The 26,601-nt window shown below is 65.8% G+C and carries 21 protein-coding genes and 3 pseudogenes; 6 read left to right on the forward strand and 18 right to left on the reverse strand.

Annotation, left to right across the window (positions count from 1 at the left end; genetic code table 11):
- Window positions 1-52: 52 nt before the first annotated feature.
- The 12 genes and pseudogenes from S1361_RS29175 to S1361_RS29230 all read right to left on the reverse strand — a co-directional run bounded on the left by S1361_RS29175 (window position 53) and on the right by S1361_RS29230 (window position 12,781).
- Window positions 53-277 carry a hypothetical protein gene (locus S1361_RS29175; RefSeq protein WP_208034879.1) on the reverse strand — a complete coding sequence of 75 codons (225 nt, stop codon included), beginning with the start codon at window positions 275-277 and terminating at the stop codon, window positions 53-55.
- Window positions 274-1,479: pseudogene (locus S1361_RS29180) on the reverse strand (IS3 family transposase). The gene S1361_RS29175 and the pseudogene S1361_RS29180 overlap by 4 nt, the downstream one beginning before the upstream one ends.
- 27 nt (window positions 1,480-1,506) lie before the next feature.
- Window positions 1,507-1,770, reverse strand: coding sequence for a transposase (locus S1361_RS29185; protein ID WP_425087485.1), 264 nt, complete (start codon window positions 1,768-1,770; stop codon window positions 1,507-1,509).
- Between the two features lie 105 nt (window positions 1,771-1,875).
- A complete protein-coding gene (locus S1361_RS29190; protein ID WP_208034880.1) occupies window positions 1,876-2,970 on the reverse strand; it encodes a branched-chain amino acid aminotransferase in 1,095 nt (364 codons plus the stop codon).
- A 27-nt stretch (window positions 2,971-2,997) separates the two neighbouring features.
- Complete coding sequence (locus tag S1361_RS29195) at window positions 2,998-3,372, reverse strand: nuclear transport factor 2 family protein (protein ID WP_243769333.1); 375 nt, start codon at window positions 3,370-3,372, stop codon at window positions 2,998-3,000.
- Window positions 3,373-3,401: 29 nt separating this feature from the next.
- On the reverse strand, window positions 3,402-6,239 hold the full coding sequence (locus S1361_RS29200) for a non-ribosomal peptide synthetase (protein ID WP_243769334.1): 2,838 nt from the start codon (window positions 6,237-6,239) through the stop codon (window positions 3,402-3,404).
- Between the two features lie 244 nt (window positions 6,240-6,483).
- Entirely contained in the window at window positions 6,484-7,749 is a 1,266-nt protein-coding gene (locus tag S1361_RS29205) for a glutamate synthase-related protein (protein WP_243769335.1), read from the reverse strand.
- The gene (locus S1361_RS29210) at window positions 7,746-8,762 is read right to left on the reverse strand and encodes an asparagine synthetase A (protein WP_208034883.1); all 1,017 of its coding nucleotides are present in this window, start codon (window positions 8,760-8,762) and stop codon (window positions 7,746-7,748) included. Before S1361_RS29210 ends, S1361_RS29205 begins: the two co-directional genes overlap by 4 nt.
- The gene (locus tag S1361_RS29215) at window positions 8,759-10,099 is read right to left on the reverse strand and encodes a methylaspartate mutase (RefSeq protein ID WP_208034884.1); all 1,341 of its coding nucleotides are present in this window, start codon (window positions 10,097-10,099) and stop codon (window positions 8,759-8,761) included. Before S1361_RS29215 ends, S1361_RS29210 begins: the two co-directional genes overlap by 4 nt.
- 23 nt (window positions 10,100-10,122) lie before the next feature.
- A complete protein-coding gene (locus tag S1361_RS29220) occupies window positions 10,123-10,581 on the reverse strand; it encodes a cobalamin B12-binding domain-containing protein (RefSeq protein WP_208034885.1) in 459 nt (152 codons plus the stop codon).
- Window positions 10,582-10,857: 276 nt separating this feature from the next.
- A complete protein-coding gene (locus S1361_RS29225; RefSeq protein ID WP_208034886.1) occupies window positions 10,858-12,126 on the reverse strand; it encodes an MFS transporter in 1,269 nt (422 codons plus the stop codon).
- Between the two features lie 34 nt (window positions 12,127-12,160).
- Window positions 12,161-12,781, reverse strand: coding sequence for a winged helix-turn-helix domain-containing protein (locus S1361_RS29230; protein WP_243769336.1), 621 nt, complete (start codon window positions 12,779-12,781; stop codon window positions 12,161-12,163).
- Window positions 12,782-13,383: 602 nt separating this feature from the next.
- Between S1361_RS29230 and S1361_RS29235 the strand changes: the two genes are divergently transcribed.
- The gene (locus S1361_RS29235) at window positions 13,384-13,674 is read left to right on the forward strand and encodes a hypothetical protein (protein ID WP_208034888.1); all 291 of its coding nucleotides are present in this window, start codon (window positions 13,384-13,386) and stop codon (window positions 13,672-13,674) included.
- A gap of 112 nt (window positions 13,675-13,786) precedes the next feature.
- On the opposite strand, the gene S1361_RS29240 is transcribed toward S1361_RS29235, so the two are convergent.
- From S1361_RS29240 to S1361_RS29250, 3 genes and pseudogenes are all read right to left on the reverse strand, one after another.
- The gene (locus S1361_RS29240; protein ID WP_425087489.1) at window positions 13,787-15,322 is read right to left on the reverse strand and encodes an ISL3 family transposase; all 1,536 of its coding nucleotides are present in this window, start codon (window positions 15,320-15,322) and stop codon (window positions 13,787-13,789) included.
- A 110-nt stretch (window positions 15,323-15,432) separates the two neighbouring features.
- Window positions 15,433-15,943: pseudogene (locus S1361_RS29245) on the reverse strand (IS3 family transposase); the annotation flags it as partial.
- Between the two features lie 16 nt (window positions 15,944-15,959).
- On the reverse strand, window positions 15,960-17,150 hold the full coding sequence (locus tag S1361_RS29250) for an IS110 family RNA-guided transposase (protein WP_243769337.1): 1,191 nt from the start codon (window positions 17,148-17,150) through the stop codon (window positions 15,960-15,962).
- A 341-nt stretch (window positions 17,151-17,491) separates the two neighbouring features.
- Here S1361_RS29250 and S1361_RS29255 point away from each other — a divergent pair, with 341 nt between their 5' ends.
- Complete coding sequence (locus tag S1361_RS29255) at window positions 17,492-18,241, forward strand: transposase family protein (protein WP_208034890.1); 750 nt, start codon at window positions 17,492-17,494, stop codon at window positions 18,239-18,241.
- Between the two features lies 1 nt (window position 18,242).
- Here the strand turns inward: S1361_RS29255 and S1361_RS29260 are convergent.
- A pseudogene (locus S1361_RS29260) lies at window positions 18,243-18,952 on the reverse strand (IS3 family transposase); the annotation flags it as partial.
- A 163-nt stretch (window positions 18,953-19,115) separates the two neighbouring features.
- Window positions 19,116-19,985: an MmyB family transcriptional regulator gene (locus S1361_RS29265; protein WP_208034891.1), complete on the reverse strand. Its 870-nt coding sequence runs from the start codon at window positions 19,983-19,985 to the stop codon at window positions 19,116-19,118.
- A 643-nt stretch (window positions 19,986-20,628) separates the two neighbouring features.
- On the opposite strand from S1361_RS29265, the gene S1361_RS29270 reads away from it, so the two are divergent.
- The 3 genes from S1361_RS29270 (at window position 20,629) to S1361_RS29280 (ending at window position 23,423) form a co-directional block, all read left to right on the forward strand.
- Window positions 20,629-21,291 (forward strand): TetR/AcrR family transcriptional regulator, encoded by a 663-nt coding sequence (locus S1361_RS29270; RefSeq protein ID WP_208034892.1) that lies wholly within the window; start codon window positions 20,629-20,631, stop codon window positions 21,289-21,291.
- An 823-nt stretch (window positions 21,292-22,114) separates the two neighbouring features.
- Window positions 22,115-22,759, forward strand: coding sequence for an MmyB family transcriptional regulator (locus S1361_RS29275; protein ID WP_208034893.1), 645 nt, complete (start codon window positions 22,115-22,117; stop codon window positions 22,757-22,759).
- Window positions 22,760-22,805: 46 nt separating this feature from the next.
- Window positions 22,806-23,423, forward strand: a complete 618-nt coding sequence (locus S1361_RS29280) for a hypothetical protein (protein ID WP_208034894.1) — start codon at window positions 22,806-22,808, stop codon at window positions 23,421-23,423.
- 52 nt (window positions 23,424-23,475) lie between these two features.
- Here the strand turns inward: S1361_RS29280 and S1361_RS29285 are convergent, their stop codons facing one another.
- Window positions 23,476-25,284, reverse strand: coding sequence for an acyl-CoA dehydrogenase family protein (locus S1361_RS29285; protein ID WP_208034895.1), 1,809 nt, complete (start codon window positions 25,282-25,284; stop codon window positions 23,476-23,478).
- A 494-nt stretch (window positions 25,285-25,778) separates the two neighbouring features.
- Between S1361_RS29285 and S1361_RS29290 the strand changes: the two genes are divergently transcribed.
- Complete coding sequence (locus tag S1361_RS29290) at window positions 25,779-26,585, forward strand: helix-turn-helix domain-containing protein (protein WP_208034896.1); 807 nt, start codon at window positions 25,779-25,781, stop codon at window positions 26,583-26,585.
- Window positions 26,586-26,601: the final 16 nt, after the last annotated feature.

Raw genomic sequence — 26,601 nt, forward strand, 5'->3', positions numbered from 1 at the left:
GTGCCCGATCCCAGGTCGCACCTGTGAGTGTGGCCGAACCGCCATTGCACCATCAGGGCGCTTCGTAGCTGTCACGTTCGTCCCGCCCCTCGTCGAAGACGAACAGTGGCTTGGTGCCGTGTGCGGGTGCTTCGGCGAGCGTGACGGCTTCTGCGAAAGCTTCGAGTGGGAACGGCCGGGCCTGCGGAATGCTCAGCACCCCATCGACGACGAGACCGCGCACCTGGGCCAGCGCGTGCAGTGAGGTTGATCCCCGGGAGTGGTCACCGGGTTTCATGCGACGAGTGACAGCGTATGTGATGTGATCAGTTGCTGTTCGAACTCGGCTGGTGTGAGGTAGCCGAGCGCGGAGTGCCGACGGCGCCGGTTGTAGTACGACAGCCAGCGGAACAGCTCCGGCCGGGTCTGTGTCTTTGGAGGTCCAGCGGCGGCCATGGAGCAATTCGCGCTTGAGGCCCTGGAAAAACGACTCGGCGAGGGCATTGTCGTAGCTTGAGCCGACACGGCCCATGCTGCGGCGGATGCCGTGCCGGCGGCAGACCTCGGCGAAGGCGGCCGCGCTGTATTGGGCGCCCCTGTCGGTGTGGAAGACGACGCCGTGGACCCGGCTGCCGCGGGCAGCCACGGCCATTTCGATCGCGTCGGTGACCAGGGAGGTGCGCATGTGGTCGGCGATCGACCAGCCCACCACCTTTCTCGAGTAGATGTCGATCACTGTGGCGAGGTAGAGCCACGTCGTGCCGACGGCTCTGTATGTGATGTCGCCGCACCACCTGGTGTTCAGTGTGTCCGCGGTGAAGTAGCGCATCACCAGGTCCGGCGCGGGCGGCGCCGCGTGGTCCGCGATCGTCGTCCGCTTCTTCCTCCGCAGGTGCCGGCCGACGATGTGGTTGATCTGCATCAGCCGGGTGACGCGCTTGCGGTTGATGCTCCGTCCCCTGGCACGCAGCTCGGAATGGACGCGCGGAGCGCCGTAGGTGCCATGGTGCTCGGCATGGATGGCACGGATCTCGCTCACGGTCCGCTCCTCCTCGGCCTGGCGCTCGGCGCGGGCCTGCGCGGTGGCCAGGTGCCGGTAGTAGCCCGAGCGGGAGACTCCGAGCACATGGCAGATCCGCTTGACGCCGAAACTGGCGCGGTTGTCGGAGATGAAGTCCCACCGGCGAGGGCTCACTTCACCTCCCGGGCGAAATAAGCGGCTGCCCGGCGCAGGATCTCGCGCTCCAGATGCCATTCTTTCTCCGCCTTCAGCAGCCGGGCATTCTCTGCCCGCAGCCGGGCCAGCTCCTCCGCCTCGCTCCCGCCCGCGTCACGGCGTCCGGGCACGGCCTGTGAGTCGTCCTTGCGGACCCACGTCCGCAGCGACTCCGCGGTGATCCCGAGATCCGCGGCCACCGCCGCGTACGTCCGCTTTCCGCCCGCGGCGCGATAGAGCGCGACAGCGTCCCTCCTGAACTCCTTTACGTCCCAACTGGACATCCCTCCCTGTACCATCAAGATCCATTGTCAGGGTGTCCACTCCAAAGGATCAGCCTCAGCCTCGGTCCAGTCCCGCAGTCGGCGTGGGGCCGTCACACCGGGGCAGCCCACCGCTTCCGCGGGTACATCACGCCATGCCACACCGGTCCCCAGCACGTACATGACGCCCGCGAGGGCCACTCGGTCGGAGACACGCAGCCGCCCGGGATAGCGGCGGCGCCGCTCGGGAGCGGGCGGCAGCAGCGGGGCCACCCGCTCCCACAGGTCGTCAGGAACAAGATCAGCACGCACTCCGGACACCAGCTCAAGTCATTCTGTAACGATTAGTTAGGGGAGTTTTTGGGTTCGCGACGATGACGTCGGCCATGGGCACACAGCCCTGCCTGACGGGGCTGCTCAGTGCGTGGCATGGCCCGGCCCGGTCGGAGAGTGCAGCCAGCCTTCCGGATCCGGGGCCAGCCCGTGGTGCAGATCGGTAAGTGCCGTGCGCAGCGCCATCGTGACCGGGCCCGGCTTGCCCTCCCCTATGGTCCAGGTACTGCTGCGGTCCACGACGGTGCTAATCGGGGTGACCACGGCGGCCGTTCCGCAGGCGAACGCCTCGGACATCAGCCCCGCAGCGCACTCGGCGCGCCACTGGTCAAGGGCGATGCGCTCCTCCACAGCGTCGTAACCGAGGCGCTCGGCCAGGGTGAGAACTGTGCTGCGCGTGACGCCAGGCAGCAGGGTGCCGGTCAACTTCGGGGTGATCACCTGAGCCTGTGCCCCCTGGCCACGGACCAGGAAGAGGTTCATCCCTCCCATCTCCTCCAGATAGCGCCGCTCGGCGGCGTCCAGCCAGAGGACCTGCTGGCAGCCCGCGGCTTCTGCCTGACGCTGAGCCAGGAATGAGGGGGCGTAGTTGGCAGCCACCTTCACGTCACCGGTGCCACCGGGAAAAGCGCGGCTGTACTCATGGCTCGCGAAAACGGAGACCGACTCGACGCCGTCACCGAAGAAACCGCCGGCGACGAAGGCCATGACCAGGAACCGGTACGTCCGCGACGGACGCAGCATGAGCGACGTGTCTGTCCCGAACATGATCGGCCGTACGTAGATGCTGTGGGCGGGATCGTCGGACAGGCTGCTCTCGTCCGCGTTAATCAGCTGATCAATGGCCGCCACGAACGTCTCGACCGGCAACTCCGGCATAGCGAGCCGACGGCAGGAACGCTGGAAGCGCGCGGCGTGGTCGTACGGGCGCCAGACACCCATCGAACCGTCGACGCGCCGGTGGGCCTTCAGCCCCTCGTATGCGACCTGACCATAGTGCAGGCCGATCATCCCAGGGTGAACGGACAGATTCTCCAGCGGGGTCATCCGGCCTTCGGACCAGCCATCGCCCTCGGTCCATTCCAGGCTGATCATGTGCTCAGTGAACGACTCACCATGGCCAGGGTGCCGCACCGCACGGTTGTGCGGGGCAGTGTTCGGTTCAGATATAGCGGACATATCTGTTGCTCCTTCGGAAAGGTGGTCTCAGACGAGAGGGGCGAAGAAATAGGTGTCGCGGCTGGAGAAGAGGCCGTCAGGACGCACGGTGAAGCCGTCCGCGAAGCGCAGGTGCACCGGGGTGCCGTCGTGCAGATCACCCTGGAACTCGCCGAACACACTGACCGTGTGACCATCCGTGAGTAACGTGGTGAGAGCGTGCTGGCCTGCGCGGATCGTGCGGTCACGGCCGTAGAAGCCGCGCAGGCCCTCGGGACCGACCATGAGGTCGTACCCGGGCCGCCGGTAGGCGGCGTCGGGGGCGAACAGAGCGGCCAAGCCGTGCACGTCTCCGCTGTCGACCAGGTCGTAGAAGCGGCGAACTGTGCGGATCGCGAGCGGTTCGTCGGGAGCGGTGGTCACTGTCGTGCCTCCTCGATGGGGACGGTTGGTCATGAGTTGCCTCGGCGGCGGGCGCTCAGCACGGGTACGGCAGTGCGTGGCGGTGCGAGCCGGCCGACGAGAACGGCGACCGTCGGCGCTTCGAAGACCGCCTTGATGGACAGTTCCGCCCCGAGGGCCGAGCGGACCCGGTTGATCAGCTTGGTGACGTGCAGGGAATGGCCACCCAGATCGAAAAAGCTGGCGTCGATGCCGACTCGGTCGATTCCGAGAACCTCGGCGAATAGGTCGCACAGAACTGCTTCCTGCGCGCTGCGCGGTGCACGGCCGACTTCGCGCCGAGCGAGGACGGGGACCGGCAGGGCGCGGCGATCGAGCTTGCCGGTCGCCGTCATGGGGAGCGCCGCCACCGGGACCACCGCGGACGGCACCAGGTAATGGGGCAGCCGTTCGGCCAGGAAAGCACGGACCGTCGCGGGATCCACGCCGCTGCCGTCCCTGGCCACGACGTACGCCACCAGACGTTTGTCACCGGGCACGTCCTCCCGCACGATGACTGCGGTTCGCAGCAGCCCCGGGTAGTCGGCCAGCGCCGACTGCACCTCACCGGGTTCGACCCGGAAGCCGCGGATCTTCACCTGCTCGTCGGCACGTCCCAGGTACTCCATGACCCCGTCGGCCCGCCAGCGCACCAGATCACCGGTGCGGTACATGCGTTCGCCGGGCGCGCCGAAGGGGCAGGCCACGAACCGCTCCGCGGTCAAATCCGGTCGGCCGAGGTAGCCGTGGGCGAGTCCCACCCCGGACATGTAGAGCTCACCCACGGTCCCCGGAGCCGCCAGAGCGAGGTTGTTGTCCAGCACGTACAGGCCCTTGCCGCGCAGGGGCCGCCCCACTGGGATGGAGGCTCGGGCATCGTCTCCGGCGGTGATCCGGTGGGCCAGAGTGAAGATCGTCGATTCGACCGGCGAGTAGCCGTTGATCAGCCTGATCTGCGGGAACTCCCGCACCAGCCGCATCACATGATGCACCGAAGCGGGCTCCCCGCCTGTCATCACCTGCCGCAGGCCGGTGAAGGTCGCCGGGTGCTCGTCCAGCAGGAAGTTCAACAGGCTCGCCGACACGTGGAGCGTGGTGATGTCGTGTTCCCGCACGAGGGAGGCGATGACCGCCGGTTCGGGACGCAGCCCCGGCTGGAGCACACAGGTGCCGCCGGAGAACAGGGCGCCGAACAGTTCGAGCGCGAAGGCGTCCCAGGACACGGGTGAGCACTGCATCCACACCTGGGAAGGGTCCATGGCCGCGAAGTCCTGGCCCAGCATGGTGCCGACGATCGCGCGGTGCGGAGTCACCACGCCCTTTGGCGCGCCCGTCGAGCCCGACGTGAACATCACACAGGCCGCGTCTAGCGGGCTGGCACGGTGCCCAAGCCCCGAAGTCGGCTGCCGGGCGATCGACTCCGCGTCGGCGTCGACACGTATCAGCAGATCAGGACGTACGGGCAGCCGCCCAGCGAGCTGCGTTCCGGTCACTACGGCGCGGGCGGAGGCGTGTGTGAGCAGCGCTTCCACACGAGTGACCGGCAGATCGGGGTCGAGCATGGTGTACGTTCCACCGGCCTTGAGCACGGCTAGCACGGCGACCACCAGCTCGATACCGCGCTCCAGATACACCCCCACCACATCGCCGCGTCGCAGTCCGGCGGCGACGAGGTGGTGGGCCAGCCGATCGGCCCGCACATTCAGCTCGCGATACGACAGTCGCGTCCGCTCGTAGATCAAGGCAACGGCGTCCGGCCGCTCCGCCGCCTGCTGCTCGAACACCTCGTGCACTAGACGGTCCGCCGGCTGCCGTGCCGATGAGCCGTTCCAGTCGACCAGCAGCATCCGGTGCTCGGCGTCCGACAGCACCGCCAGCTTGCTCACCGGCTGCTCAGTGGTGGCGAGTGCCGTCTTCAGGAAGCGAACCAGACGATCTGCCAGGGCGACGATCGACGATCGGTCGAATAGCTCGATGGAGTACCTGGCTGAGACATCGACGCCAGCCGCGGACCCGTCGGCGTGCTGACCCTCGGAGAACTCCATGACGAGATCGACTGCGGCGAGGTTCAGGTCGAGCACCCGCGCCTCGGCAGTCAGGCGACCGAACTCGGCGCGAACTGCGGTGAGGTCACCGGGCACCAGCATCACCTGGAAGAACGGGTGGCGGGACGGGGGACGAGCAGGTGCCAGTTCCTCCACGAGGCGGTCGAAGGGCACGTCCTGGTGAGCGTCGGCCTCGATGGCGGTCTTGCGGACCCGCGCGACGAGTTCATGGAACGAAGGGTCGCCGGACACATCGGTGCGCAGCACAAGGGAGTTGGCCGTACCGGACGCTTCTTGTCCGGGAGCGGGGGTGCCCAGGGGAATGTCCGTGCCGGCGCCCAGCCGGGACAGCAGGCCCGCCATGGCTGCCTGGAGCACCAAGAACACTGGCACTTGGTGCTCCAGCGCGAACGCGATGAGCCGTTCGTGCAGTCCGGCCCCGATCCTTGTTGCATGAAGGGCGCGACGGAAGGAGAGCGAGGGAGGACGGGGCCTGTCGGTGGGCAGGGCCGACTCCTCGGGTAGATCGGCCAGGGCGCGGCGCCAGTGGGCGAGTTGCCGCGACAGCTCGCTCTGCGGAACGGGTGCCGGATCGTCACGGCGGGGAGAGCCCGGCCGCACGTCAGCCGTGCCGCCCTGACACCGCGCGGTGTAGGCCGCGGCCAGATCACCGAGCACTTGGTCGAGTGACCCGGACACGGCGGCCGGGTGTTGCATCACCAGCAGCACCACATGGTCCTCGGCGCCCACCGAGAACAACTGGGCGTGTACGGACGCGTCGCCCGCTCGCATACAGTCACGCACGGCTGCTTCCAGTGCGTCGTAAAGGTCCTCCTCGGAGCAGTGGGACACCGCCCGGGGGAGCCGCGTCTGAGGCACGAGGTCGGTCACTGCGGCCCGCAGGGCGTGCACGTCCAACGGCCCTCGCAGCCTGATGCTCAACGGGACGGTGCCCTGCGGGCGCGGACCATCTGGAAGGTCGTGAAGCCAGAGCCGGGGCTGATCGAAAGCTGATGAAGTCATCACAGGTTTCCCAAGAGTTAGCCGGTCAACTGGTCGTGGGAGCCGCCGCCGAACGTGGTAGAGGCCACAGATCCTCGGGCCTCAGGGAACTGGGGGCGTACTTGCCCAACGCGCTGATCAGCAGCCGCAGTTCGAGCGCCAGACAGGACACCAGACGGGTCAGCCCCGCCGCCGGATCCTCATCGACGGCGAGGAGCGCCGCGCGCCCGAGTCCGACCGCAGTGGCACCCAGCGCCAGACACTTGACGGCTCGGCTGCCCTCCCACATCCGGCCGGAGGCGAGCAGGCACGCTTCACGGTTGCCGATCCGGAGCAGGCCCTCGCCCAACGGCAGTCCGACCTGGCCGATCGTAGCGAGGGGGGCCCAGCCAGTGCCGCCCTCCGCCCCGTCGAGAACGACGGCGTCGGCGCCCGCTTCCCATGCGGTGGCTGCGGCGTGCGCGATGTCCCGCCCCGGATGCAGCTTCACCCAGACCTTCACCCGGGGGAAGTTGTTGCGCATCAGCCGGACCTGCTGGCGCAAGATCTCCTCCGTGAAGGTCCCCGCGCTGCCGGACCGCAGGACCTCATCGGCGTCCTGGCCGAAGATCTCGTCTATCGCGAACTGCTTGTCCACCTGAGCGGCGGCCGAGCGGTTCAGCAGGGTCATTCCGCCAAGGCCAGGCTTGGCCCCCTGACCGACCTTGAGCTCGAAGGCGAGCCGGCCGCTGTCCAGCAGCGACCGGGCGGACGGGTCGCTGTAGACGAGGTTCCATACCTCGGCATCGGCGTCCTCGGTGCTTTGCTGGATCACCAGCCCGCCGCACCCATCCGGCAGTTCCTCCTGGTAGGCGGCGAGCCTGTCGAGGACACTGCGTCGGGTCTGCTCACCGGCTCTGCCGTATCCCGTCATGGGCACGATGTTTTCGCCGATGGTCATGGGAATGCCCAGACGCCCGGCCTGTCGGCCGGCGTTCAGCACCTGTTCTGTGCCGGCCGCTCTGGTCGATCCGAAGGCGGACATGTAGAGCGGCAGCGGGGAGCGCAGCCCGCCGATCACTGTGTCCAGGACGACGTCGCTGTGCAGGGGTTCGCGGCCGAGTTCGAGTAGCTTCTCCAGGCGCTGCGGCATGAAGACGGGCGGAGTCAGCCGCATGCCGTCCAGGGGATCGCCGGTGCGGGCCGGTGCCGGGACCGAACCAAACAGGAGCTGCCCGTAGTCCCGCCGGTCGGGGAAGGCTGCGGCCATGCCCTCGCGAGCGCGCCTTCGGACCGCTTCCTCGCCGAAGTCGTGGGTGTGCAGATCCGTCACGGCGACACCACTCCCGGCAGCTTCGGGAACGCGGACGCCTGCCAGACACTGTCGAGGCCGGCGATGTAGCGGGTGAACCGCTCCAGGCCGATGCCGAAACCGGCGCTGGCGGGAATGCCGTCGCGCAGCAGGTCCAGATACCAGCCGTACTTGGCCGGGTTCTCGCCGGTCTCCCGGATGCGGCTGACGATGCGCGCGTAGTCGTACTCCCGCTCACTGCCGCTGCACAGCTCGCCATACCCTTCCGGGGCCAGCAGGTCGAAGTTGCGCAGCATACCCGGTTCGGTCTGGCTCTCACGGTCATAGAAGCCGCGTGACCCCTTTGGGTAGTCGGTGACGAAAACCGGTCGACCCAAGTGGCCGGACAGCAGCGCCTCACCCGACCATTCGATCTCTGCGTCCGTATTCTGCACATGGCCCAGTTCCCGAAGTTGCTGCAGGGCCTGAGCGTGCGTCATGGACGGAAAGACTTGCGTTACCAGCGATTCGAAGGCCAAGGGATCACGGCCCAGTGTCTCCAGCTCCGCTGGCAGATCGGCGATCACCCGGCGCACGATCTGCCGGACCAGCTGCTCCAGAACACCGGTGATCTCCTCGCGCGAGGCACCGGCCATCTCGACGTCGATCTGATGGAACTCGGCGAGGTGGCGGCTGGTGTTGGTCGTCTCCAACGGCTCCAGGCGGACGTTCGGCGCGATGTAGAAGATCTTGTCGTAGGTCAGCAGCGAGGCCTGCTTGTAGAGGATCGCACTGGTCATCAGCTTGTATCGATGGCCGTAGTAATCCAGGTCCACCTGCTTCGAGCCACGCGTCCCCGGATCCGTTACCGGGCCGATGATCGGCGGCAACATCTCCATGAACCCGGCCTCGGTAAGGTGCTCACGGGCCACGACCAGTATGTGCCGCTGGACTGCCAGCACGGCCCTGGTGATGTCCGAGGTGAGGTGCTGCCGAAGCTTACCGGGCGCAGGCAACGGCTGCTCGAGCAGCGCGGACCCCGTAACATGCGTCATGAGACCGATTCCTTCTCGTGTTGGGTTCGAGTGACTTGGGAGGAGAACGTCGCGTCGGCCAGAGCGAGCTGGTCGTATCTGCGCTCGGTGAAGGAGAGGGAGCGAAGCAGGTCGGCGGAGGAGAGCCGGACTCGGCCATGGACCGTTCGGCGCACCGGCATCGAGCCGACGTCGCACCAGTGCAGCCGTCCCTCGGTGTCCAAGTAGCTCCGCGTGCGCCCGGCATTGTCCGGATGCAGGCAGTACGGAACATCCAACAACCCCGTCCTGAACGCCTGGACCAGCGCCCTGCCGACAGAGGGGGCGAGAGCGAGAACGGCATCGATGATCGTCCGCGCCTCGTCGAGGATGCCGGTGTTCTCGCCGCTGCTCGCCGTGCGCCTGGCTGGTTCCTGGGCGGCGGCTTGCGCAGCGAGCTCCAGGGCCGCGACATTCTCGGCGATGCTCGGTATCCGATGCGCTTCAGCGGACGTCTTGACGATGAGCCGCGCAGCGCCCGTCCGCACCGCCAGCCGAGCCGCGTCCTTCAGGAGCAGCGCGGCCCCAGTCGGCGTACGCGGAAACACTCCCATGTACGCGTAGAGAACGATGTGCCAGTCCATGGCGCCCAGCAACTCGGCGGCGATCGTGGCCAGCGCATCGATTGCCTCTTCGTCCTGCGCGGCATTCGTCTGCTGCGCATAGCTGAGCGAGACGCTGCGCAGCCCGTGCTGCTTGAAAAAGAGAGCCTCCAGCACCGCCAGAGCAACCAGCAGGCCGGGTGGGCACAACTGGCCCATCATGCAGCCACCGAAGGTCTCCAAGTGCGGCTCGGCGCCCGTCTCCTGGAGCTGCGCGAACATCTCACAGCAGCGAGCCCAGTCCGCTACGGACTGCTCCAACGGGTTCCGGCTGTAGGGCAGACAGTAGGAGACCGGGCCGCCCTCAGTGGCGGCCAGCCCCGCAGCCGTCAAGGCTTCGAAGATTGCGTAGGGGGAAGGCGAACCGTGCCGGACCTGGACCGGGAAGTCCGGGCCGGCGATCCCTTCGATGACGCCGAGCGTGGTCGCGGCTCCGTGGGCCACCATCGGGTAGCCGTTCAGCGCCACGCCTTCGACCAGCGCGCGGCGAGCTAACTCGTGGGAGTTCAGGCGGGTATAGCTGTCCAGTGTGATCGTCCCCACCGTGACCGCCTCGGCCTGCCGGGTCGCCCGCAGCCCGGACCGCATCAGCCGTGGGTCGCTCATTCCCATCCGCGGCTGGACCACTAGATGACCAGCACGCTGAGCGGCGTCGACAAACGCCCCGAAAGACCTGACCGACGGCCCCGCACCGGGCCAACCGCCGGGGTTATGCATGGGCCTTGCCTGATCACCCCCGCTCATCGCGTCATCACCCTGGCTGGCAGGGACTGGACGAAGTCACGGAAGCTGACGATCCCGGCGCTCTCTTCGAATACGGCGTCAAATCCGGCCTCTAGCAACTGACGGACACCGTGCCCTTGTTCTCCACCGGCGATGCCGAGCTTGCCCCCGATGACAATGGGTGTGGCGTACAGTTCGTGGTAGTTGCGAAGCAGCCTCACCACGCGCTTGCCGTCGACGAAACCGTGCCCGTTGACCGTGGAGATCACGATCAGATCGGGACGCCGGGCGCGACATGCGTCGACCACCAGCTGGTCGGGCACACAGCCGCCGAGGTTGATTACCCGATGCCCCAGCTCCTCAAGGAGGAGCTGTATGTAGACCAGATTCCATGTGTGAGCGTCCGAAGCCACGCTGGTGACCACGACGTCCAGGCCCTCGGTGTCGGGGGGATGCGCGTAGAACTGGAATTTCACAGTCGTATCCTGTCGAACGGCTTGACCTTGTAGTTGTTTTCGGACGTCATGACCGCGCCCAGAACGAATGCTGGCGGAACCTCGGAGGTGTCGACGGCTTCCGTCCGGAAAGCTGTCTCCGGATCGCCGTAACGCTCGGGGCGAGTCACCGTCGTGCGCAACCGCGCGGGACGGTCCCGAACGAGGGCGGATTTCTCACCTCGTACAGAGTGCTGGTGCTCGAGGAGCCCAACCCAATCTCCCACTTTTTGAATGGTGAAGGCTTATGTCAGGTCGCTACTCCCCAAGCACGGAATCCTCGGCGATGAGGGCCGGACTGCGGAGCCCTCCAAGACAAAGCGCCGAGATTAGCGACAATCCCGTAGCGGCGACGCAGACAGTCATAGCAGCAGCACTGCCCAGTCGTTCGATAAATAGTCCGGCAGCAAGCGGCGCCGTGGATGCGACTACTGTGGCAGATAGGACGACGACGCTTATAACTCGACCCTGGAGGTGATCCGGTGTTGTGGTAGCCAGCCGACCAAAAAGAGCCGCATTGATAGCGGGAGCAAGGAACAGGCCGAGAGTCAGTGGAAACACCATATAGAAATTGCCGGTCAATAGTGCGCTGACTATTAGGAGCGCAAACAGAGCCGAGACTGCGATTACCAGCAGAGTACGGAAGGAAGCACGCCTCTGTATCCATGCCGCGGAAATCGCACCCAGGAGTCCACCGACAGCAATTATGCCCTGCGCCATCCCGAGAAGGAAGGGGGGATAGCTGTTCTCGCGAAGCGTCAATACGACTGAGAATTGCGCCGAAGTGAGAGCAAAATTGACCGGCGTAGCAACAAAGATTACGGCGCGAAGGAAAGGGCTGCCCGCCACATATTTGAGGCCTTCTCGGATGTCGCTCACCAGTGAGCTGTCGGATCTGTCCGTGCGCGAGTGCTGCAAGGGCTTACGGATAGCGGTGATTGAGATGAACGATACGAGATAGCTTAAGGCATCGAATAGAAAGGGGGCCGCGCGGCCGACACTGTAGAGGAAACCTCCGAGCGAGGGTCCCGCCAGAGACGCGGCGTAAGAGCGGGCCTCATTTCTGGCGAAAGCTTCAGAGACCCTTTCCGTCGGAACAAGTTGACTGATAGCCGCGGTCTCAGCGGGTCCAAACAAAACGTCCAGAATCGCCGCAGCGCCGGAGATCGCAAAAACTAGAGGAAGTGAGACGTGGCCTGTCAGAATTGCCACCCCTAGAGTTATGAATAGAGCCGTCCGGCCGGCATCGCATCCCAGCATCAAATGCCTGCGATTCCAGCGGTCCGTCAGCGCACCTGCAGGAAGTTGGAGCACTGCTCTGATTACGGCCTGCACGGTGCCTACCGCGCCAGCCTGGACTGCTGAGCCATGTATCGAGAGAACCAGCAAGGGGAAGGCCAGGATCGAGGCAGCTGATCCCAACTGCGACGCGGCCTGGCTAGTCCATAACAGGGAGAAATCTCTATACTTTAGCAGCGGCACCCAATTTGTACTGGTGTATCCGACCTCTGCTTCTGCGGCCTTCACGCTCCCCCCTTTATTTCTTCTCTTCGTCTAAGAGTCAATCTTTATCCTGCTCGTGCGACTGGGCGACGATATCCGGTGGAGTGAATAGGTGGGTCAGCACCATGACCTCTACCGGCAAAACGCCAGCCGGCCGTAGCTCCGGATTCTCGAGTCGCTCACGGAACCGGTAAATCAGGTTGTTAATTTCTTGCTGCAGTGAGGCCATCTCGCTCGGCGTTACCCACCACACCGTATGAGATTCATCGCCAGCATCTCTCCATTCAACTGGATATTCATGCTTTCGGTGATTGAACTCTTGGTGCCGTTGGAGCTGCCGCTCGAGAGCTATTTCACCCAAGATCTTTGCCGCAGCATTCTGTTCCGTATCGTTTGCGATTTCCTCAACGATCCACCCCACCTGCTTAACACGCCACGGGCGTGAGCGACCGGGCCCCTTGCCTGCCTCCTCAACAAAGCCGTATTTGGCTAGCTGGCGCAGATGGAAAGAACACGTAGTAGCACTCTCGCCGATCAACTCCCCAGCCTGTGTAGCGGTGAGTGCGCCGTGCACACCGAGGACCTCGATCAAGGCCAACCGCACCGCGTGCGAGAGGGCCCTTATGGTCGAGGGATCGGTCAGATGCTGCGGCGAAGACGAATGATCATTGGCTGGCACCTGATGAGAGTGTTCTATCGAGAGACTTATGTCAAGACCCTCCTGCCCTCTGCCGGCGCGGAGTTGGGCGTCGCGGGGAGCCGGTGCGGCGGGCCCTAGGCTCGTGTTCTCGGTGGAACCGGGTGGGCTGGTCAGGCTAGGTGGGGTGGGGCACGGATGTGGCTGAAGGCCCGCACGATCGCTGCCGCTCACGGTCAGGCGGCGGGGAGCTTGAGGCGACATCCATGTGGACCGCATTCAGTCGTGCGGGGAGGTGGCGGTTGCAGTAGCGCAGGGTTTTGGGTTGGGCTTGACGCCTCCCGCACCCGACGGCAGATCCTTCATCTGGAGCACGTTCTCACGCTGCCAGGCCGGTGATCGCGTGCGTTCCTGCGAGAGCACTTGGCCAGGGTTCGCAGCTGCGTCGTCGCCGTCGCTGAGCGTGCCACCCGGCGCATCCAGATCTTGGGCGCCGCTTCAATGTCCAGCGCTCATCACGCGGCTGCTGGTTCGCCCATGAGACCGGTGCGGCGGAACTTCACAACTAGCAACATGCAGCCTGATCGGCCGGATGTTGTTTCGCCCCCGCCCAGTGCCGCTCCCGGTGCGTACAGCGTGACTACGTGAGTGTTGAGCTGGAGCGAGCAGACCTGGCCGAGGCAGGCACCGAGCACCAGTTGGAGGCTCGGACGAGGTCCCACGACACCCGGGCGGCTGTCACCGCGCCCCGCATCCGCCTTCGGGTGCTGGTCCCCGACTTGGTCGGCCCCGCCCAGCAGGACGCGGATACCACGTACGCGTTGCGCGAGGCCGTCGACCGTGCCGAGCTGGATGCCCGGCGGCATGCGGCCAAGGAAGCATCCGTCGCCTTCATCCCCGCGGCCGCCGCGCTGCTGAGCCCCGACGACCGGTGACTGAGGGCGACCACTGCCAGCGTCATGGCCGTCGGGTCGTGTCGGTACAGCGGTGGAAGGGTCTGTCAAACCAACGGGTCTGTTCCGTAGTCGGTGGTGACGGAGGGTGTGGTCAGCCCAGGAGGATGCGGTGGCGGAGGAGGGGGAAGCTCGCGCGGCCGTACATCTGGCGCTTGATCAGCTTGGTTTTGTTGTTGACGCCTTCGGTGCCGCCGTTGTGGCGCGGCAGGGTGAGGGCGGCGTCGACTGCGGCGCGGTCCTTCTCGACGCCCCGGGTGAAGGCATGCAGGTGGGGCAGGTCCTCGCCTTGGGCCGAGGTGATCCAGGTGCTCAGCAGGGCGGCGTTGCCGTCGGCGGGATCCAGCAGTACGGCGAAGCGGTGGATGAGGTCGGCCAGAGCGGTCATCTCGTGGCAGGCGGTGCGGGCGGCCTCGATGCGTTCCCGCTGGTGGTCCTTGAGGCGGTCGGGGCGGGTGAGCAGGTAGCGGGCGAGGCGCCGCGGCGAGAGTGCGGGCCGGTCGGCCTCGACGCGGCCCTGGTTGATGTAGCGGACGAGGAGGTTCGAGCTGCCGGTGTAGCCCAGTTCCCTGATCTCCTGGAGGAGATGGGTGATGCGGACGGCCGGGTTCTCCAGCCGGCGTCGGCGCAGGTGATCGCGGTAGGGGTCCACGAGGGTGGGCCGGTACTTGGGGGCGCGGATGAGGCGCTCGGGCTCGGCCACGCGGTCGTAGCGCTTGACGGTGTTGAGAGCCAGGTTCAGGCGGCGCGCGCACTCCAGAAGTCCGACTCCGCGCTCGCGCAGGGCGTGGACTTGCTGCCAGCGCTCGCGGGTGGTGGCGGCCTGTCTCCCCTTGGCCGGGGGCGGGCCCGCTTTCGCCCAGCAGGTGCTGTGCGCGGCCACTTCTTTGCGGACGGCCTCGGCGAGGTTGTGCCACAGGTGCCAGCGGTCGCTGATCTGGACCGCGTCGGGCAGGGCTCGGCGGACCGCCTCGGCGTAGGTGGCCGATCCGTCCCGGCAGACGGCCTCGATGCCCGGATGTCCGCGCAGCCAGGCTTCCAAAGTGGCGGCTTCGCGGCCGGACAGTACCTCGATTCGCTCACCAGTCTCGGCGTTGATGATGATCGTGGCGTAGCTGTGCCGGCGCCGCAGGGCGAAGTCGTCGACCCCGATCACCTGCGGGATCTGCACCTCCGGCACGGGCACCCGCCGCAGCAGCCGCAGGGCGGAGGCGTACGACACGGGCACGGCCAGGGATCGGGCGACTCGTGCGGAGGCCCGGCCGCATAACTCCTTGACCAGCTCGGAGAGCTGGCCGGTCAGACGTGTGGTGCGGCGCTGATGGCGCTCCAGGAGCCCGGGGACCTGCTCTCGGAAGGTCTGCCGCCTGCAGCCCAGGACCGGACAGACCAGCCGTCGTATCCTCACCCGGACCACGACCTGTCGGCCGTCGACCGGCACATCCCGCACCGTCCGGCCGTGATACCCGTGGACCCTCCCCGTCACCACCCCGCACACCGGACAGGGAACGGGAACATCCCGGGTCCGAGCCGAAACCCGGACCATCTCGCCACCGTCCGCCACATCCTCGATGACCAACGCCGGCAACCCCGAAAACACCGTTCCCACAAGCGTGTTCGCATCATGCACGCTCAATGATCACAGGCGAGCACCCTCCGTCACCACCGACTACGGAACAGACCCAAACCAAGGGTGTAACCAGGGCGGTGAGGTTGATCCCCGGGAGTGGTCACCGGTTTTCATGCGACGAGTGACAGCGTATGTGATGTGATCAGTTGCTGTTCGAACTCGGCTGGTGTGAGGTAGCCGAGCGCGGAGTGCCGACGGCGCCGGTTGTAGTACGACAGCCAGCGGAACAGCTCCAGCCGGGTCTGTCCCTTTGAGGTCCAGCGGCGGCCATGGAGCAATTCGCGCTTGAGGCCCTGGAAAAACGACTCGGCGAGGGCATTGTCGTAGCTTGAGCCGACACGGCCCATGCTGCGGCGGATGCCGTGCCGGCGGCAGACCTCGGCGAAGGCGGCCGCGCTGTATTGGGCGCCCCTGTCTGTGGAAGACGACGCCGTGGACCCGGCTGCCGCGGGCAGCCACGGCCATTTCGATCGCGTCGGTGACCAGGGAGGTGCGCATGTGGTCGGCGATCGACCAGCCCACCACCTTTCTCGAGTAGATGTCGATCACTGTGGCGAGGTAGAGCCACGTCGTGCCGACAGCTATGTATGTGATGTCGCCGCACCACCTGGTGTTCAGTGATTCCTAATGCGGTCTGTCAAGCCGCGAGAACCGTGGGTGGGGTCGGCTCATAGCACCGTCCGTCACGCAAGAGGGCCCAGAGCACGTTGACGCGGCGGCGGGCGAGCGCGAGGACGGCCTGGGCGTGACGCTTGCCCTCGGCCCGCTTGCGATCGTAAAACCGGCGGGACTCGGGGCAGTGCCGGATGCTGAACAACGCCGCGATGTAGAAGACTCGTTGGAGACGGCGGTTGTATCGCTGCGGACGCCGCAGGTTGCCGCTGACCTTCCCGGAATCGCGAGGCACCGGAGCGACACCGCCGAAGCCGGCGAGACGGTCGGCGGTGCCGAAGAGGCTCATGTCGCCGCCGGTGGCTGCCAGGAACTCGGCTCCGAGGATGATGCCCAGACCGGGCATGCTCGTGATCACCTCAAAGGTGGCGTGGTCGCGAAACCGCTCCTCGATAGCCTTGTCGAGCTCGGCTATCCGCTGGTTGAGGGCCATCACCTCCGCCGCGAGTGTGTGCACCAACTGGGCGGTCAGCTTCTCTCCGGGCAGGCTGGTGTGCTGTCGCTCGGCGGCCTCGACCGCGATCTCGGCGAGCCGGTCAGCGCGAAGTACGTGCCGGTTGCGCAGCCAGGTCACCAGCCGTTTGCTGCCGATCCGGCAGATGGCACCAGGGGTTTGGTAGCCGGCCAACAGGGTGAGCGGGCCGGTGTTGGTCACATCCAACGCCCGTTCCAGTCCGGGGAAGATGCCCGTCAGCTGGGCACGGAGGCGGTTGACAGTCCGAGTGCGGTCGGCGACCAGGTCCGTGCGTCGCCCCGTGAGGATCTTGAGGTCGGTGACGGCTCCGTCGTCGGCGTGTAAAGGCTGCAGATCACGGCGGACGCGGACCTGGTCTGCGATGACGGCAGCATCCTTGGCGTCGGTTTTGCCCTCGCCGCGGTAGCTCTCGGAGGCGCGGTGGATGGCCCGGCCGGAGATGTAGTGCACAGGCTGGTCGTGGTTGAGGAGAATCGTGATGGCCAGGGCGGCTCCGCCATCGGCCAGGTCAATGCCCCAAGCCACCTCGTCGCCCAGGGCTTGGACGTCGGCGAGGAGGTGGAGCAGTTGGGGTTCGTCGTTGGCGACGCGTCGTGACAGCAGCCGACGGCTGCTGTCGTCGATCGCGACGCAGTGGTGGTGGGTCTTACCTGCGTCGATTCCAGCCCAGATCGCGGCCATGTGGTACCTCCGTGCGGTGTTGCTGGTCCCTCCCACGGACGACCTCGCTGTCGATTCCCTACAGAGCGATCATTCGCAATTCCTAATTGGCAGCCGAGTCGTCGTGGGGCACCGGGCGGCCAATCACTGAGAGCCACAAGCGGCAGAGCCTTTTCAACCACACCCGGTGCCCCTGGGTGGGTGAACCATACGAAGGGCTCACCGCCTCCCGCAGAACAACGTAGGGAGCTGTTTCAGCGTGGCGACTGATCGGGTGACGGGATCGATGCCCGCAACGCACGAGGCTCACGTGCCGCCGGGGGAGGTGTTCGAAGTCTCAACCCACAGGCACATGAGTCGCGTTGGTTCCGTATTCTGCCGCACTCGACCTGCCTCACGCCTTGGTCGAGTGGGTCACGATGCTCATCGTCACCCGCGAGGGTGACCGCCGCTGCAAGCTCCCACCGCACCAGCGTGCCCTGGTCGGCCTGGTGTACCTGCGCCGGCACGACACCCTCGCCCAGCTCGCGGCCGGCGTCGGCATCTCCGTCGGCACCGCCCACGTCTACACGGCCGCGGTGATCGACCTGCTCGCCGCCCGTGCACCCGGCCTGCTACGCGCCCTGCGCGAGGCCAACCCGGACTACGTCCTCCTCGACGGCACCCTCGCGGAGTGCGACCGGGTCGGCGACAGCCGGGCCGACTTCTCCCACAAGCACCGCCGACACGGGGTAAACGTGCAGGTGGTGACCGACCCTGTCGGACACCTGCTGTGGATCTCGCCGACGCTGCCCGGCCGCACGCACGATCTCACTGCGGCCCGCGCCCACCGGATCATCCGGATCTGCGAACGCCAGGGCGTCCCCATCCTCGCCGACTGCGCCTACATGGGAGCCGGCCCCTGGGTGACGACACCCCTCAGACGCCCACCGGGTCGCGACCTCACGCCGACCCAGCAAAGCGTCAACCGAGCGCTGTCCACAGCACGGGCGCCGGCCGAACGCGGCGTCACACGACTGAAGTCGTGGCGGATCTTCCGCAGGTCCCGGTGCAGCCCGAATCGAATGACGTCCATCGCCGCGGCCGTCCTCACCCTGGAGCGGCAGCGCTGAAAGAGCTCAGTGTGTCCGCGGTGAAGTAGCGCATCACCAGGTCCGGCGCGGGCGGCGCCGCGTGGTCCGCGATCGTCGTCCGCTTCTTTCTCCGCAGGTGCCGGCCGACGATGTGGTTGATCTGCATCAGCCGGGTGACGCGCTTGCGGTTGATGCTCCGTCCCCTGGCACGCAGCTCGGCATGGACGCGCGGAGCGCCGTAGGTGCCATGGTGCTCGGCATGGATGGCACGGATCTCGCTCACGGTCCGCTCCTCCTCGGCCTGGCGATCGGCGCGGGCCTGCGCGGTGGCCAGGTGCCGGTAGTAGCCCGAGCGGGAGACTCCGAGCACATGGCAGATCCGCTTGACGCCGAAACTGGCGCGGTTGTCGGAGATGAAGTCCCAGCGGCGAGGGCTCACTTCACCTCCCGGGCGAAATAAGCGGCTGCCCGGCGCAGGATCTCGCGCTCCAGATGCCATTCTTTCTCCGCCTTCAGCAGCCGGGCATTCTCTGCCCGCAGCCGGGCCAGCTCCTCCGCCTCGCTCCCGCCCGCGTCAGGGCGTCCGGGCACGGCCTGTGAGTCGTCCTTGCGGACCCACGTCCGCAGCGACTCCGCGGTGATCCCGAGATCCGCGGCCACCGCCGCGTACGTCCGCTTCCCGCCCGCGGCGCGATAGAGCGCGACAGCGTCCCTCCTGAACTCCTCCGGATACGGAGACTTACGTCCCAACTGGACATCCCTCCCTGGACCATCAAGATCCATTGTCAGGGTGTCCACTCCAAAGGATCAGCCTCAGCGGCGGGAGTGGGCCTTGGAAGCGGGCGTGACGGATAGTATTCCGCCGGGCGAGGGCCCGACATCAGCCGTGGACGTTAGAACTACGGCGGCGCGCTCAGTTCTTCGGTTCGAAGACCAAGAGACAGAGGCGGGTGCCCGGGCTGCCGAGAGGCTGTGCGGCGCACATGGTGACACTGCCGAGTTGGGAGCGGGTATGCCGCTCGCAGCAACGGTCGCGGTGGTCGGTGCCACCCTGAGGGCTGGCGTAGCCGGCGTGCCGCATGGGGCGGGTGTCACCGTCGGGGTGAGTGTGGGCGATGCTGTGGTCCCGGTAGATCGGCCCCACGACCGGATCTTCGCTAACTTCCTTGTCGAGCAGTTGCAGGTCTTCGTTGTCGGGGTGAGCGGCCACTGCAGTTCGCAACTGCGCCGCCGCCGGCTTGGCCCACTGCTTCTCCCAGTCGACAAGGTGGTGCTCACGCGCATCCTCGTGCAGCAGCATCCAGCGCATCAGGTTCTTCTCAGGGAACGCGGGCAGCTGCCCTCGCAGCTGGGGAAACATGCGGATGGCCTCGTCGTTGGCGGCAAGCACGTTCCAGGCAACGTCGTTCACGTAGCAGGGTTGCCCCACGACGTTGCTGACGGCCTGATGCCATTCCGGTGCAACACTTGTCCCGGAGTACGAGTCCGTGGGAAGGGGAGGCTCGTACCCCAGTGCGTACACGTACAGCGCGGTGCGTTCATGCTCGTCCATACGTAGGACCCTCGCCACTTTGTCGAGGAACGAGGAAGTCGGCGAGGCTGAGCCGCGCTCCAGGTTGGCGTATGTGCGCTCTGTCATATATAGGGCATGGGCGACTTGGGCCTGCGACAGGCCCGTCGAGCGGCGTCCTCTTCCGGACCGGCTGGGCCAACCGAGCTCGGCCGGATCTATCTGTCCGCGCTTCCATCGAAGCAGTTGCTGCAACAACCTCTTGTCGCTCATCGTCTTCCCCCTATGCGATTCAGCCTGGAACGGGAGTGCGCGGCCTCCTCGTGCTGATCTTCCGCATGACGAAGCGAGCGTCCCCAGTGGCCCGACCGGGGAGTCGGCCGGAGCTCCGGCCTGTGGCTCGCTCTCATGCGCGCATCTGATTCAGCCGACCTGTTCCAGGATCGGCCAGCGCTTCGTGTGCGCTGGGTGGTTTGTCAGCAGCGGCCGTTCCTACTGCAGTGAGCGACCGCATCGGTCTGGGATGTCAACCAGGACGCCGGGCTTGCGCCGAGCCCCATCGCACGTCCCCATCGGCCCCTACGCAGGCTGGCAAAGCCGGTCATGCATCCTCAAAGTCCCTGAGACTCCCTTCTTGCCTGTGCAGATCCGGCTAGGAACCGACTGTGGGTACGGGAATGCCGGTATGTACAGCCAGCAGTGACTGTAAAACCGACCGCAAGACTGGTTGGATGGGCAGGACCCTTCCACGCTCGGGAGGCGAAATCAACGGAGCGATAGTGGGCGCAGTGATTATGCGGTTGCCGTCGCATCGCTTGTGGCCGACAGGGGCATGGGGCTACTGCGACGAGCACAGGCTGGTGGGCGGCTGCGCCCTCGACCGCCGAGGTGCCTATCCAGGACGAAGGACGTGACAGTGAGGGAATCCAAGCGTGCCGAGATCCTCGACGTGGCGGCGACCTTGTTCGCCGACATGGGGTACTCGCAGACGTCGATGCAGGACATCATGGACCGGACCGGACTCACGAAGGGTGGTCTCTACCACCACTTCAAGACGAAGGAGGCAATCGCCGTCGCTGTCGTCGTCGAAGGCTTCGCGATGGATGACACACCGCCACAAGTGGGGCCCTTGCAGGCGGTCGTTGACGCGTCAATTCTGCTGGCTTGGCTCACCCCGCGGGTACCAGTGGTCAAGGCGGCTGCGAGGCTGGGAACGGATCAGGATCTGGAGGAGACGTACGGATACCTCTGGACGCAGTACATCCCCGCGGTAGAAAAGCTGCTGGTGCAGGCCAAGCTCCTGGAAGAGATCAAGCCAGGGGCAAGGCCAGAAGAGTGGTGTTTTGCCTGGGTTGCCGCCTACACCGGAGTCGACCTGATGACCCGGCAGGACTACGAATCCCTGCCTCGGAAGATTGCCACGATCAACCGCGTCTTCGTTTCGGGCCTCGCCACCGAAAGGGCGCTGGCGGAGCTGGACATGAGGGCGGAGCGGGGCCGTGAGCTGATGGAGCAGTCGCCGTGGGCGAGGCAGTACCTGCGCGAGGTGGCACCGCAAGCGTCCGAAGCGAGTCATTGAGGCAACGGGCTCCCTGCCAGGACAGATGATTCTGAGCGGCCAAGCAGAGTCGGGGAGAGTCCAGCTTCCCCTGTCCTTCGTCACCTTGGGCAGTCCAGTCACACCTGGAGCTTGCTATTTCCGTTCGAGATGAACGAGGGAACCAGCTGCAGTTGACCCGCTTTCACTGCCGAGCGGCAGCCGGGAAGGGCGGACACGGTGATCACCGCTTCCCTCCAGGCGGCCGGCGCGCCAGGGTGCAAGCGGATGTCATGGCCGAAGGCCAGCCTCCTGGCGTGATGCCGGCGGGAGGACGTCGAGCGCTCAGCTGGCAGGCGCCTTTCAGAACCGAAGCCCCCTGGGGGCGAGCGAGGGGTTCGTCGGTGTTCGTGGCCGGGTAAGGAGATACCGACCATGTCCCTGGTTCGACGTCCGCCCCGGGCACTCTGACATCACTCAGTGCGACAACCCTCTTCGTATTCTTACGGTGTGTGAGATTACAGGGGCTCCTGGTCGTCGGTGTCGCCCATTGCGACGATTGAACGAGCGTCCAATTCACCCGCCTTTTAACTGATTAGTCGAGAAGTTGACGGCCAGGGCGGCTGTTGAGACCGACCGGACGCATGGTTGGATAGCGAGCATCGTTCACAGCCATGGCCGGTATGGCAACGAACTGGAGTCGCGCGCATGGATAGTGCGGCTGGCACGAGGCTCGTGTGGAAGCAGGGGAGGAGCTGTGGGACGCGAACCATCCCGTGAGTACCAGCGGCTCATGAGGGGCTACCGGGATAGACGGACTCGGCTGGACGTAGGGCTTCCCCCACGTCTGGGCGGGCAGCGCTCGATGAAGTTACGTCAGCCGGATGTCGACGAGGCCGTGGGCTGCGGCGTCGGTGTCACCGAGAAGATAGAGAACGACCGGATGCGCCCATCCTCGGACCTGTACTTGCGTATCGCGGCGTTACTCGGCTTCAGTATGCACGACCTGCGCGTTGGCCACCTTGACCTCTGTGGCTCAGAGCCGCCGCCTGCAGTGAACACGTCCTCACCACATCTGCAGAGGGTCGTGGACGGCCAGCGGGAAATGATGTGTGTCGTGGCGCCGGACGGTCGCGTCCTGGCTCGAAATGCCGCCTTCAGCGCGATGTTCGCCGACAAGGTCGCGCCGGAGAACTTCTGGCGCTGGGCGCTGTTGTCCGACTGTGCGCGAGAGGCCGTACTCGTCGATTGGGAGAAGGACTGGGCACCCTACCTCCTGGAGGAGTGCCGCCTGCTGTTCTTCCGGTATCGCGACCATGCTGCTGTCCATCGGCTCTATGCAGACTTGACCGATGACCTTCGGCTCCAAACTCTCCCCAGGGTGGGCACGGACATCAACGGCCGTGCCGGCTCACTGCGACATGCGCAGTTCGGCACCATGTGCGTGCGCACCCTGGCGGCCGAATCTGAGGGATGCCGCCTGCTGACGTTCCTTACCGAGAGTGCCTAGCCGGGCCACGGCTTTGCCCTGCTAGCTGATGCCGACGGAGGTGTCCGTGCACATACTCATACCTGATGATCCGGTACTCGCTTCGAACTTCATCTCACTTGAACGGCCACTCCTGTACTCCCTCTACTACTACTACCCCACCGAGTTGACGTCCTCCCAGGCAAGAACGGTCGAAGAGGCCTACAAGCATTGGGGAGAGCTGCAGCAGATGCTGCCCGGGCGGTTCCAGACGATGGAACCAGACGCTGTTACCGGTGACGACGACGGATACGTGCTTGAGAGCGTAGCGGGGCAACGGTTGACACGGCTCTACGCGGTAGACGTCAGGAACCGCGTCGATCACCTCGAAGCTTGCTACGTGATGCTGCGCCAGGCCCAACTGGACGGATGGCGCGACCCCCTGGCGGACGTGCTGCGGGAGATCAACGACGGCATAGACTACATCAGTATGTACCGTCGAGTGCTACGGGTCCTCAGCCTTTCCTCTCCTCCGGAGCTGCTCCGCGCCGTGCGCCGCGTGACATCACACGGGCCGGCGACGACCCTCGCCCTCAACGCCGAGCAGGAAAGCGAGTACTCGGCTCATTGCGACAACATCATCCGCATTCTCAGCGCGGATGACAGCTTTGCCTACGCTGCGCACCGGGGGCTCTACGCAATCTGAGACGCGGGGGCGCTGCTGTCGGCGGACAGCAGCGCCATGAACGGCTGCCGAGCTATGTGCGTACCATCTCGGTCACAGGCTTCGTGGCGCGCAGCATCGGATGCGCGCCCAGAACCTCTTCGAGGGCGGCGAACCCATCAGTCAGGGGCAGAGCATAGGGCACCAACGCCTCGATGAGTGTCTCCTCTACATCGGGCAACTGGCATACGTGATCGGAGGTCATGTAGCCAGCCGCGAGCAAGTCCCCACTGTTCGCCTTGACCTGCCGCAGGGCGAACAGGCGGTGCAGGTCCGCGAGAACTTCCTGGACCTCCGGGGCGGACACTCCTGTTGAGGCGCTCAGCAAGGCCTGCGCGGCAAGGCGGATTGCATGGGCCTCGACGAGCCGCAAGGCTGGGGTCACAGTTCCGTTCCACCGTGCCAACGGATCGCCGGCGGGTCCGCTTCGAAGCCGCCCGCGAGCCCTGCTGTGCCAGATTCGTTCTATGTCCGCAAGGAGTTCCTGCAAGTAGTCCGAATCGTCCAATGAACGCTCGACCGCGGGCACCCTAGACGCCGGCGTCGGAGTGAACCCGCCCATCAGCATCTCGCCAGCTGCCTTTACCAGGATGACTACATTGTCACCCTCGGCGGTGACTGTGCCTTCGTTCGCGGCCAGCTGGAAGGCGATCCCGTTCGACAGCAGCAGGCCTTGCGCTCCGCAGCGCTCACGGCATTCCGTCATGACCGCCCGCGCCTGCCAGGTGATCCAGGCCTTGGCCACGGCGGCCAGCCGTTCCACATCATCGCGTTCGGTTGCTGCGCTGCCCGTCCACCGCTTTACCACCTCACGGTGTAACAGGGTCGCCGCGTATGTGGTGGCGACTGCAGAAAGGAGCGGGGCGTGGTGGCTACGGTGCTCGATGAGGGAGACCTTGCGGCCTGTCGTCATACCGGAAGTGAGCCGTTGGTGGGCGTGCTGCATAGCGACGGCGAGGGCGTGGCGCGTCACACCAAGGCTGTAGGCGGTCATGCAGAGTTTGCCCGCATGGACGCGCCGGACTGACTGCAGGAATCGCTTGCGTGGATTGCCCAGCACGCTGGTGAACCTGCCGTCACGCGACAGACGCCCGTGGTCGCCCTGCACCATGGCCTCGAAGGGCAGGCGCACGCCGTGGAAGTAGGTGGCGCAGTGGTCGACGGGCGCGCTGGCGGTCTGGGGGAGGACCTGGACTTCCACACCTGGGTAGTGGCGACCTTCAGGGTCGGTGAGCGGCGTGTGGAAGAGGAAGACCCCGTGGTCGACTTCGCCGACGATCAGGCGGGCAGCGACGAGGGCGGTCTTGGCACCACCGCTACTGGAGGTGTTCGGCATCCATTTGCAAGCACCGGCGGTGGGCGTATCCAGTATGAACCCGCTCGTCTCGGGATCGAACGTAGCCCGAGTCTCCAGCGCAGCAGCATCGTTGCCGTGGTCCAGTTCGGTGCACAAGAATGTCCCGATGCTCTCCATGCGGGCATAAGGTCGCAGGTCCCGCCCATCGTCGTGGTCGGCCAGGCTGCCGATGTGCAAGTTCCAGTGGATACTCGCAAGCGTCGCCATGCCGGCATCCACCACTCCCGCCCACTCGTGCATCGCAGCAAGCCTCTCGAGGTCCGAGGCCAGGGCGATAGGGTCTGGCACGGCCTCGTTGATGAACCTCAGCCGCTTGTACGAAAGCGCTATGCGCTCCTGTGGGCTGAGCCCCTCCTCGAAGGCGAATCGGGTGCCGTTGAACAGGCGCCTCCAGGGCTCGTGGATTCGCTGCGCGTGAGGACCGAACAGTACGCGCGTGAAGTCCGCGGAAATGCTTGTTATGCATGGGAGTTGAGAGCCAGTCACGTCTGCAACCTAGCGGAAGTGATCACTCCGTAGGGGGTGATGATCGACACGATTGGCTGCAGGCAGACCATGGAAAGGGGTCTCCGCAGCCAGTCGCCATGTACCGGCCGACATGGACTAGGAACCGCTCTGGCCCCCCTGCCTGCCTTGCTGAGGGAGCTGGCAGTCGTCCACCTCGCGAATGCATACATGAGATCGATCTAATGCAACTCGACGCATCCGCCCGCCTCACCTCCGCCGTCGCAACGGGTCTCGCCTGGCCGCTCCAACGGCCCTGACCTCAGTCGAGGACGAACGGCGCCCAGCTATACGTCCGCGGGAAGAAGCCCGGTGGACCACCCTGGTGAGGCCGGGAGAAGACGTCTAAACGGCTGATGAATTATGGGAAATCCACGTTCCTATATTTCCACGATAGGAATATACGGAACCTGGCACGTCAAGGCGTTGCCGGGAAGGATTCCCCTCAGGATCGCATGGGCGTTGTGGGAGACGCGATGGGTCCTCGACAGCGAGGGGAGTTCGCGTTGCTGCGTCCCAATGCCGCCGCTTCAGACCGCACGGGTGTCGCCGTGTCACGCACCATGGCTGTGCTGAGAGCACTGCGCCGGCCAGGTGTCGGAGAGCAGCCGCTTGCCGTGATCGCGGAATCTGCAGGACTTCCCGCGCCTACGGCGCACCGGTACCTGCAGGCGCTCGTTCGAGAAGGAGCCGTCGAACAGCGGGGGCCACGCGCCCGGTACTCCCTGATCGGCCTACGGCACGATAACCCGCCTTCTCTCATCACACGTCGACCGTCACCAGATGATCAGGTCTCGCCAGCGGTAAGGGCCGAGCTCGTCAGGATGCAGTCGAGAACCGGGCAGATCGCACTTGCTTACCGGCCACACCTCATCGGCAGCCCGATGCGTATCTGCGAAGCGCGAGCATGCGGAGCTCACGGCGAAGAGCTGCTCACCGCCCCGCGTGCAGCGCTGCAGACGCTAGAAGCCGCGCCTCTGGAGGCAGATGCCGCAGGCCTCGTGATTCTCGCCTGTCTCGGACCCGCCGCCAGCCGCAATATCGGCACTTCTCGAATCAGGGCGGAAGGACACGCGGTGGGCCCTTCTTCATTGCCGGGTCGAACCGTGATCGCGGCCCCCCTCTGGTTCGGCCCGGTGGTCGCCGGCTCCGTTGCGCTGCTCGCTGGCGATGCCCAAATGGAGCGACTCGCGAACCGATCCCGCTACATAGCGGCAGTGATGGACACGGCCGCGGCCATGAGCGCGAGGCTGACCCGTTCACTCCCACGTAAGACCGGCTGATCGACCATGCTCGCCG

It is taken from the genome of Streptomyces cyanogenus, from assembly GCF_017526105.1.
Lineage (GTDB): Bacteria > Actinomycetota > Actinomycetes > Streptomycetales > Streptomycetaceae > Streptomyces > Streptomyces cyanogenus.

What these genes read in the sequence shown, in the direction of transcription:
- S1361_RS29215 (WP_208034884.1), bottom strand. Translation starts at nt 10,099, where the DNA reads ATGCATAACCCCGGCGGTTGGCCCGGTGCGGGGCCGTCGGTCAGGTCT.
- S1361_RS29275 (WP_208034893.1), top strand. Translation starts at nt 22,115, where the DNA reads ATGAAGTTACGTCAGCCGGATGTCGACGAGGCCGTGGGCTGCGGCGTC.
- S1361_RS29265 (WP_208034891.1), bottom strand. Translation starts at nt 19,985, where the DNA reads ATGAGCGACAAGAGGTTGTTGCAGCAACTGCTTCGATGGAAGCGCGGA.
- S1361_RS29290 (WP_208034896.1), top strand. Translation starts at nt 25,779, where the DNA reads ATGGGTCCTCGACAGCGAGGGGAGTTCGCGTTGCTGCGTCCCAATGCC.
- S1361_RS29190 (WP_208034880.1), bottom strand. Translation starts at nt 2,970, where the DNA reads ATGTCCGCTATATCTGAACCGAACACTGCCCCGCACAACCGTGCGGTG.
- S1361_RS29175 (WP_208034879.1), bottom strand. Translation starts at nt 277, where the DNA reads ATGAAACCCGGTGACCACTCCCGGGGATCAACCTCACTGCACGCGCTG.
- S1361_RS29250 (WP_243769337.1), bottom strand. Translation starts at nt 17,150, where the DNA reads ATGGCCGCGATCTGGGCTGGAATCGACGCAGGTAAGACCCACCACCAC.
- S1361_RS29210 (WP_208034883.1), bottom strand. Translation starts at nt 8,762, where the DNA reads ATGACGCATGTTACGGGGTCCGCGCTGCTCGAGCAGCCGTTGCCTGCG.